The sequence below is a fragment of the Psychromonas sp. genome (assembly GCF_983033635.1).
The window spans coordinates 1-9340 of the sequence record NZ_CEZLMY010000117.1 but is presented as its reverse complement, the minus strand read 5'-3'; the positions used below and the strand labels follow the sequence as shown (position 1 = coordinate 9340).

The window sequence follows — 9340 nt, the reverse complement described above, 5'->3', positions numbered from 1 at the left end:
GGATAAGGATATCTAAAATCTTATCTTCAGCTAAATCTTCCGCACGATGGGTTACTTTTTCCATCTCTTCTTCGCGGGTGATTTTAATGGCTACATCAACCAAATCTCGTACGATAGTTTCGACTTCTTTACCAACATAACCAACTTCAGTAAATTTTGTTGCTTCAACTTTAATAAATGGCGCGTTGGCAAGTCTTGCTAAACGGCGTGCTATTTCTGTTTTGCCGACACCGGTTGGACCGATCATTAAAATGTTTTTTGGTGTTACTTCTTGACGGATCTCTTCATCAAGCTGCATACGGCGCCAGCGGTTTCGAAGTGCTATTGCAACAGCGCGTTTGGCATTATTTTGCCCTATGATATGGCGATCTAACTCATGTGCTATCTGTTTTGGTGTCATGTTTGACATAATTATTTATTCCTATTTATCGCTTTCTGTTTTGCTAGTATCTTCGTAATCAATACATTCAATAGTTTGATTGGTATTGGTGAAGACACAAATATTTCCAGCAATTGTTAACGCTTTTTCAACAATAGTTTTAGCGTCTAAATCTGTATTTTCTAATAATGCAGTAGCGGCTGACTGTGCAAAGTTTCCACCTGAGCCGATTGCAATCAGATCATTTTCCGGTCTAACCACATCACCGTTACCTGTAATGATGTAAGAATGTTTTGCGTCTGCGACGGCCAATAATGCTTCTAGCTTGCGCAGCATTTTGTCTGTACGCCAATCTTTAGCTAATTCAACCGCTGCACGTTCTAGATTACCTTGATGGGCTTGTAATTTAGCTTCAAAACGTTCTAATAAAGTAAATGCATCAGCAGTACCGCCTGCAAAACCAGCTATTACTTTATCGTTATATAAACGGTGCACTTTGCGTGCATTGCCTTTCATGACTGTATTACCGAGAGAAACTTGACCATCACCACCAACAACCACTTGGTTACCGCGACGTACTGAAACAATAGTAGTCATATTATTACCTTTGAACTTATAAATAGAATGAGCCGTGTAATTAGGCTGTTATAGATATATATATATGGGGGATTATTGAGTTTTCAAGGGGGATAAAAAGCTAAAAGGGTAAATTAATGTTTTACCCTTTTATATTATTTAAAATAAATTAACGCCAGAACCATATTTGACAGCCGTCGATTTTAGCGCGTTGTAATTTATGGCGATCTTTTTCTGCTGGGCGTTTTCGCTCATAAGGACCTAAAATGACCCTGTACCAATTACCTGTTTTTTTGACCTGGCTATTTAATCCCTGGAATGCAATCTGTGCTTTTAATGATTCCGCATCACCTTGCCTGCGGAATGAACCACACTGCATTTGATAAGGGCGTGTTGTTTTATTTTCAACAGGGATATCAACTTCAATCTCTTTTGTTTTGAGAGTATCTTCATATTCCCACTGAGGTTGCGGTTTTTCTGGAAGCTGTTCCTCTTTTTTTACCGTCTCTTTTTTTATAACAACAGGTGTTTCTGGTTTTTCCACGGCAAAAATAAAATAACCGATAAAACCCGTTAATAAAAGTGCAGCAAAAGTCGCTAATAAAGGAAATCCTTTTTTAGGCTGATTGCGTTTGCTAACCGGGCGATTACGAGATGTTCGATTATTTTTTTTGCCCGGCTTCGCTGGTTTACGTCTATTAACGGTCGCCATCTTTACATGCGTTCCAATGTGTTGATACCGAGAAGTGATAAGCCTTGTTTAAGTGTTTTAGCGGTTAATGCTGCTAATTTCAGACGGCTTTGTTTTTGTATTTCAGTTTCTGCAACTAAAATAGGGCAAGCTTCGTAGAAGCTTGAGAACAGACCCGCCAATTCAAACAGATAAGAACATAAGAAATGAGGCATGCCTTGTTTAGCGACATTATTAATAATCTCGTTAAACTGTATTAGTTTGTTTGCCAGATCTATCTCTTTTTCTTCAGTTAGTGAGATATCAGCTGTCACGCTGTCCATTGCAATATCGGCTTTATTAAAGATACTTGCTACACGTGTGTAAGCATATAACAGGTAAGGTGCTGTATTACCTTCAAAGCTTAACATGCTGTCGAAACTGAAAGTGTAATCACTGGTGCGGTTTTTAGAAAGATCCGCATATTTAACTGATGAAATACCAACAACAGATGCGATATGACGAAGCTCCTGTTCATCCATATCTTTATTTTTTTCTTTTACTAACTCGTATGCACGCACTTCTGCTTCAGTTAGGAGATCTGCTAATTTTGCAACTGTACCAGAACGCGTTTTGAATGGGCGACCATCTTCTCCCATAACAGTACCAAATGGCATATGTTCAAGAGACGTATCTTCTTTCACGAACCCAGATAAACGTGCAACTTCAAATACTTGTTGGAAGTGTAAACCTTGGCGTGCATCTACAAAATAAAGGACACGATCGGCATTCAACTCATTTTGGCGGTAACGCATCGCAGCTAAGTCAGATGTTGCATATAGGAAGCCACCATCTTTTTTCTGGATGATAACTGGAAGCGGTTCGCCTTCTTTATTTTTGAAACTTTCTAAAAATACACATTTGGCACCCTGGCTTTCTTGTAATAAACCTTTTTTATCTAAGTCAGCAACAACAGCAGATAAATCATCGTTATAGGTACTTTCACCACGTACATCTTCACGAGTTAGACTTACGCCTAAACGATCATAAGTTTCCTGGCAGTGTGAAAGGCTGATTTCATTAAATTCAGCCCAGAGTTTTAAGCACTCTTCATTACCACCTTGTAACTCAACAACTAAATTACGGGCGCGTGTTGCAAACTCTTCTGATTCATCAAAACGACCTTTGGCTGCGCGGTAAAAGAGTTCAAGGTTGGCAAGGTTGTTATCAATAGGTTCATTTTTAGCGCGTAACTCTTCCATATAAGCGAGCAACATACCAAATTGTGTACCCCAATCACCTACGTGATTTTGGCGAATAATATTATGACCTTGGAATTCTAATGTACGTGCGACTGCATCACCGATAATCGATGAACGTAAATGACCGACATGCATCTCTTTTGCAAGATTAGGTGATGAATAATCGACAACAATTGTTTGTGGATTTTCAATAGTTTCAACATTTAATTTAGGATCTGCAAAAGCACCATCAATCTGTTTTTCAAGATGATTTGGATTAATGAAAAAGTTAATAAAGCCTGGACCTGCAATTTCCATTTTTGTTACTAAATCTGATTGTGGGATATTTGCCACAATTAACTCAGCTAAAGCGCGAGGATTTTGTTTTGCAGGTTTTGCTAACATCAGCGCCAAGTTATTTGCAAAGTCCCCATGAGATTTATCTTTAGTGCGATCAATAGCAATGCGTGGTTTAATATCTTCAGGAAGAATATTTTGTGTTTGTAGAGAAACAATCGCTTGCTCAAGTAGTTGCTGGATATGCGCTTTCATAGATAAATCACCAATTGATACGGACTAATAAATAAGCGCCGATTCTACCGTTTATCGAAGATGAACACTAGTGATAGCAGTGGAAAATAGGAGCATAAAAAAACGGAAAGTAATTTTCCGTTTTGTTATGGGGTATATAAAGCGTATTACTTACATATATTCAAATTCATTACTTGCCATTATTACCTGATGCAGTGTTTCTTCTTCTTGATTACTTAGACTTTCAAGCGCGAGTTCTGCCTCTATAGTCGGTGAGTTATAAGCCGCTGTCTGCATCAATTCAATCAGCTGGGTATCTAAATTCATCGCTAAAGCAACCACGTCATCAATAGCTAGCTCTGGTTGTAAATTCATCTGTTGACACTTCATGGGAAAGCTTTGATCAAATACATTATCTAACCATGTTTCCAGTATACTTGTCGGTGCTTGTTGTGCATATTCATGGAGGTGAAGGTAAGATAACTGTTCTTTATTTCTCATAAAATCGAGTAATAATTTAACTTTTTCATCACTGGCTTCCCGGCTAAGTCGCAGATAAAGATCAGCAAGTGCTATATGGCACTCTTCTACATAAGCCAAAAAATCTTTAATTGGTTTAAAGCGCATAACAAACTCCTTAGCATGATCATTTTCGATCTAAGCTAACTTTAATAACTGCCATTGAATTTTGGCAACAAAAGAAATATTCGATACACTTTAAGTCTAGTTAATCTTTTTTAATTTCATAATAAATAAGGTTAAATATTAAGCAGTATTCTCACTGATATTCAGTTTTTTACTATGATAGTTAATATCAACAACTTAGACCAAAGCTCTTCAGAAATGCAGCAATCAGCAAGTCGATAAGTGATATCAATCCGCAAAACTAATTGATCTGTTTTAATATTTGGAGGGGCGGTTTAAACCGCAATACTACTGGCGCGACTGAAGTCGCACTTCCAAAATAGATCTCAATATTAAGCAAATTGATATGAGTCGTTATAAATTGTAACCTTATAACGACTAAGATAGGTGCTATTTAGCTTACTCGAAGGCCAGTACTGAGTTGCAATAAAGGGAATAATATTTCTCTATATATTGCGCTTGTTCTGTCATCCGAGCGAGGCTCTGAATCGGCATTTTCAAGAGGTTTTTACCTATATCGTTTCAAGTCGTGCATAGGCGGTCATTAACCACTTACTGCCTGCACCCATAAAGTGTACTTGTAAGCGACTGTTCTCGCCGCTACCTTCTTGAGCTGTGATTGTACCCTCTCCAAATTTTGGATGTTTTACTTGTTGACCAAGCGTAAAACCTAAAACATCCTGGCTTTCGCCTTTAAAACTTGGCTGTTTGATTGTTGGTTGTTGTACCCTGCGAACTTGCGTTTTAAGACGGATATATTCAATATCCTGTTCCGGAAGTTCGTTAATAAAACGTGAAGGCGAGTGGAATTTTTCTTGTCCGTATAAACGGCGGCTTTCTGCATGGCAAATTGTGAGTTTCTGCATTGCGCGTGTCATGCCTACATAGCAAAGACGACGTTCTTCTGCTAAGCGGGTTTCATCATCGGCTGATTGCTGTCCCGGGAACATACCTTCCTCCACGCCAACCATAAATACTTGCGGAAACTCAAGGCCTTTTGCTGCGTGCATAGTCATCAGCTGCACAGCATCTTCAAATTCATCTGCCTGGTTGTCACCCGACTCTAATGCCGCATAAGCGAGAAATGCAGTGAGTTCGTTCATATCCTGCTCTTCTTCAGGAATAACAAAGGATTTTGTTGCAGAAACAAGCTCTTGTAAGTTTTCTATACGACTGCGAGACTTCTCACCTTTTTCATTTTCAAACATCGCATGCAGGCCCGAGTGGGCAATAACATGATCTACAATTTGAAAGAGAGGAAGTTCAGAGGTTTCACTTTTAAAGCGGTTTATTAATTCAATAAACCCTGCTAATGAACTCTTCGCCCCCGCACTGAGCTGTTTTTGTTCAATTAAATAAAGGCTCGCCTGCCACATGGTATAACCCTGTTCGCGGGCACAAAGTCGTATTTTATCCAGCGTGGTATTGCCGATTTTACGTTTTGGTTTATTGACCACACGTTCAAATGCGGCGTCATCTTGATGATTGTTTATTAAACGTAAATAGGCGACGCTATCTTTTATTTCTAAACGGTCGAAGAAGCGTTGACCACCATAGATATGATAGGGGATCTGCTGCGCCATTAACTGCTCTTCAAATAGGCGAGACTGCGCATTACTGCGATATAAAATGGCACATTCAGCTAATTTCTTGCCACTACTTTTCCATAACTGCAGTTGCGAGGTAATATAACGCGTTTCGTCATAATCATTAAACGCACTGTAAATTGCAATTGGTGCGCCATCTTCACCGCTCGTCCACAGCTCTTTACCTAAACGGTCACTGTTATTTTTAATCAGTTGGTTTGAGGCATTTAGAATATGTCCAGTTGAGCGGTAGTTTTGCTCTAAACGCACTGTGACTGGATTGTTTTTTTCTCTTAAAAAACGTTGGATATTTTCAATATCCGCACCACGCCAGCCATAAATAGACTGATCATCATCGCCAACTATCGTTAGATAATTGTTGTTATCGGTAAGCAGGTTTAACCAGGCATATTGCAGTTTATTGGTATCCTGGAATTCGTCGACTAAGACATGACGGAAACGCTGCTGATAATGCAGTAACAGTGATGGATATTGTAATAACAGTTCGTGAGCTCGTAATAACAGTTCCGCAAAATCGACTAAACCAGCCAGCTGACAGGCTTCTTCATAGGCTTGATAAACTTGCAGGCGTTGTTTTTCCTGCAGGCTGTATCCGGCTTCAATATGCTTCGCGCGTAAACCTTCATCTTTTTTATCGTTGATATACCACTGCAGTTCTTTTGCCGGGTAGTATTTTTCATCTAAATTCAGGCTTTTGATAATACGCTTAATCATTTTTTGCTGGTCATCACTATCAATAATTTGAAACTGTTCTGGCAGGTTAGCTTCTTGATAATGCAAGCGTAATAAACGATGGGCAATGCCGTGGAATGTGCCAATCCACATTGAACCAATATGCTGCGGACAGATATCGGCAATACGGCTACGCATCTCTTTGGCTGCTTTATTGGTAAAAGTTACCGCTAAAATACCGTAGGTTGGGATATGTTCAACTTGCATTAACCATGCAATACGATGGGTTAAAACACGTGTTTTACCACTGCCGGCGCCAGCCAAAACAAGCATGTTCTGCTCTGGAGCGGAAACAGCTGCGCGTTGGTGGTCATTTAAACCATCGATTAAGTAAGAAACATCCATCCTAAAGTACCTGTTTATTCATTCAGTGAAAAGTAACTATAGCAGTTTGTATAGCTGATCTAAATGGCTGATTTCAACTGCGGGTAATAACCTGGCGCCAGTTAATGATTGTCTGTTGGGATTAAACCAAACCGCTTGTGCGCCATTATTTTGCGCGCCGTAAACATCGCTGACTAAATGATCTCCGACATGCAAAATATCACTGACTTCAATATTTAAACGTCTGGCTGCTTCTATAAACAGATCACCTTGTGGTTTTGATTTAAAACCATTTCCCGCTTTTAAAATAAATTGGAATTTATCGTGCAGTTGGATTTTATGCTCATCAACATTACCGTTAGTAATTGCAATTACAGGGTAGGATTCTCCTAATTTATCAAGTAATTGAATACTTTCTTGCGGTACGACAAAGTCACTGCGAAGTGTTAGAAATTTACTGAAAGCATCTTTAGCATATTCAATTGCTTTAAATTGCGGAATACCATAGATAGTCATAACACGGGTAAGCGTTTTAATCCGCCATAAAGAAACATCGTGATTTAATTCTGGACATTCTTTTGCTACAAGGTCTTTGTACAGTAGCCACTGTTTTTGTGTTAACTCTGCAAGTTCAGGGTATCTCTGATTAAGATGAACAATAATTGAACTTTCTGCTTTTTTGATAACCGGGCGGTTATCGTACAAGGTATCATCAAGATCAAAACTGATGACTTTAAAAGGTTTGAGCGGGCGATAATATTTCATAATAAAAATTCCGAAACTGGGTATAGGGTTATTTTTTCCGTTTAGCGCGCGGATGGGCTTGATCATAAACCTCTGTTAAATGTTGAAAATCCAGATGAGTATAAATCTGTGTAGTGGCTAAATCCGCATGGCCTAACAAGGTTTGCACCGCGCGTAAATTGCCGCTCGACTCTAACATGTGTGTGGCGAAAGAGTGACGCAATTTGTGTGGATTAATATGGCTTGGTAGCGCTTGTTTTAACCCCCATTTTTCCATTCGTGATTGAACATTACGCACCGAGATACGATTTTTCTGTTTAGATACAAACAATGCTTTTTCACCTGCGATACAAAAATCGGGACGAACTTTAAGCCACTGTTTGATGGTTTTTACTGCTCTATCTGTGATCGGTAATAAACGTTGTTTACTGCCTTTACCTGTCACCATTATCTCTTTTTCTGATAACTTGATATCAGCTAAGTTAATACCAACTAACTCGCTAAGTCGCAGACCTGAAGAATACATTAGCTCCATCATGCATTGATCGCGAATACTCAGTGGATCGCTTTCATCAATATCAAGCAGTTGAAACATTTCGTCGACGGAGATGTTTTTAGGAAGCGGTTTATCTAATTTGGGGGCTGATATCCCTTTTGCAGGGTTATGCGTTAGCAGTTCAAATTGTACTAAGTAATCTAAAAACGAACGTAAGGCCGATAATTTAGTGGCAATAGAGCGTGCTTTAATCCCTTTTTGATGAAGTTGCTTAACCATTAAACGAACATTATGACTGTCTAAATCTACCCAGTTATTTATCTGCTTTTGTTTTAACAGTTCAACAAACTCTGCCAAATTCCGCTGGTAATTTTTAATGGTAACAGGGCTTAAACCGCGTTGACTGGCAATATGGTTTAAGTAACTATCGATAAGTGGTTGTAAAGAAATCATAGTTTTACTCAATTGTTTTTCAGCCAATAACAAAAAAAGTGTAATTTCACCTGCGAAACAGGGAAAATTACACTTTTAATAATAACAGAGAAGAGAGTCGTTAAATTTGAATTTGCCCGTCAAAAACAAATTCTGCAGGCCCTGTCATTCTGACACTTTGTCCTGGCTGCCAGAAAAAGCGTAACTCTCCGCCCGGTAATGCGATTGTACAATGAGTATCTAACTTATCCTGTAACTGACCGATAACCGCTGCTGCGCAAGCACCCGTACCGCAAGCAAGCGTTTCACCAACCCCCCGCTCCCAAACACGTAAACGTGCAAAGTCACGGCTTTTAACTTCTAAGAAACCAACATTTACCTTATTAGGAAAACGCTCATGGTTTTCCAGTAACGGCCCTAAGGTCTCCACCGGCGCTTTATCTATATCATCAACTAAAACAACACAATGCGGATTACCCATGGAAACGGCACCACACATCACAGTGTGATCATCGACCCGTAAAATATACGTTTTTTCCTCTTTTTTAGCAGTAAAAGGAATTTTAGCTGGATCTAAAATAGGCTTGCCCATATCGACGGTTATATTGCCGTCCTGCTCTATTTTAAGCTGAATTTTACCATTGGCGGTACTGACATTAATCACTCGTTTTTGCGTTAAGCCTTTCATTTTCACAAAACGTGCAAAACAACGTGCGCCATTACCACACTGCTCAACTTCACTGCCATCAGCGTTAAAAATACGATAATGAAAATCCAACTCAGGATCATAAGGGGCTTCAACCATTAGTAACTGATCAAAACCAATGCCAAAGTTACGATCCGCTAAACGGCTAATCGCATCTTTGGAAAGGAAAATGTTTTGCGTGACGTTATCTATGACCATAAAGTCATTACCTAAGCCGTGCATTTTTGAAAATTGAATATTCATTATTTCTCGTTGTT

9 protein-coding genes are annotated in these 9340 nt (G+C 39.2%); all 9 read right to left on the bottom strand.

Annotated elements, in window-relative coordinates:
• Positions 1 to 409: AAA family ATPase (locus AC4GME_RS13550; RefSeq protein ID WP_490379576.1), on the bottom strand; the 409-nt coding region annotated here is incomplete at its 3' end.
• Between the two features lie 12 nt (positions 410 to 421).
• Positions 422 to 976 (bottom strand): ATP-dependent protease subunit HslV, encoded by a 555-nt coding sequence (gene hslV, locus AC4GME_RS13545; protein ID WP_490377386.1) that lies wholly within the window; start codon positions 974 to 976, stop codon positions 422 to 424.
• A gap of 148 nt (positions 977 to 1124) precedes the next feature.
• Complete coding sequence (locus tag AC4GME_RS13540) at positions 1125 to 1667, bottom strand: SPOR domain-containing protein (protein WP_490379575.1); 543 nt, start codon at positions 1665 to 1667, stop codon at positions 1125 to 1127.
• A gap of 2 nt (positions 1668 to 1669) precedes the next feature.
• Positions 1670 to 3418, bottom strand: a complete 1749-nt coding sequence (gene argS / locus AC4GME_RS13535) for an arginine--tRNA ligase (protein ID WP_490377388.1) — start codon at positions 3416 to 3418, stop codon at positions 1670 to 1672.
• Between the two features lie 150 nt (positions 3419 to 3568).
• Positions 3569 to 4024, bottom strand: a complete 456-nt coding sequence (locus AC4GME_RS13530; protein ID WP_490377389.1) for a hypothetical protein — start codon at positions 4022 to 4024, stop codon at positions 3569 to 3571.
• 530 nt (positions 4025 to 4554) lie between these two features.
• Positions 4555 to 6726, bottom strand: coding sequence for a DNA helicase II (gene uvrD, locus AC4GME_RS13525; protein ID WP_490377390.1), 2172 nt, complete (start codon positions 6724 to 6726; stop codon positions 4555 to 4557).
• Positions 6727 to 6762: 36 nt separating this feature from the next.
• Positions 6763 to 7470 carry an HAD-IA family hydrolase gene (locus AC4GME_RS13520; protein ID WP_490377391.1) on the bottom strand — a complete coding sequence of 236 codons (708 nt, stop codon included), beginning with the start codon at positions 7468 to 7470 and terminating at the stop codon, positions 6763 to 6765.
• Positions 7471 to 7498: 28 nt separating this feature from the next.
• Entirely contained in the window at positions 7499 to 8398 is a 900-nt protein-coding gene (gene xerC / locus AC4GME_RS13515; RefSeq protein ID WP_490377392.1) for a tyrosine recombinase XerC, read from the bottom strand.
• Positions 8399 to 8498: 100 nt separating this feature from the next.
• Positions 8499 to 9326 carry a diaminopimelate epimerase gene (gene dapF / locus AC4GME_RS13510; RefSeq protein WP_490377393.1) on the bottom strand — a complete coding sequence of 276 codons (828 nt, stop codon included), beginning with the start codon at positions 9324 to 9326 and terminating at the stop codon, positions 8499 to 8501.
• Between the last annotated feature and the right edge of the window lie 14 nt (positions 9327 to 9340).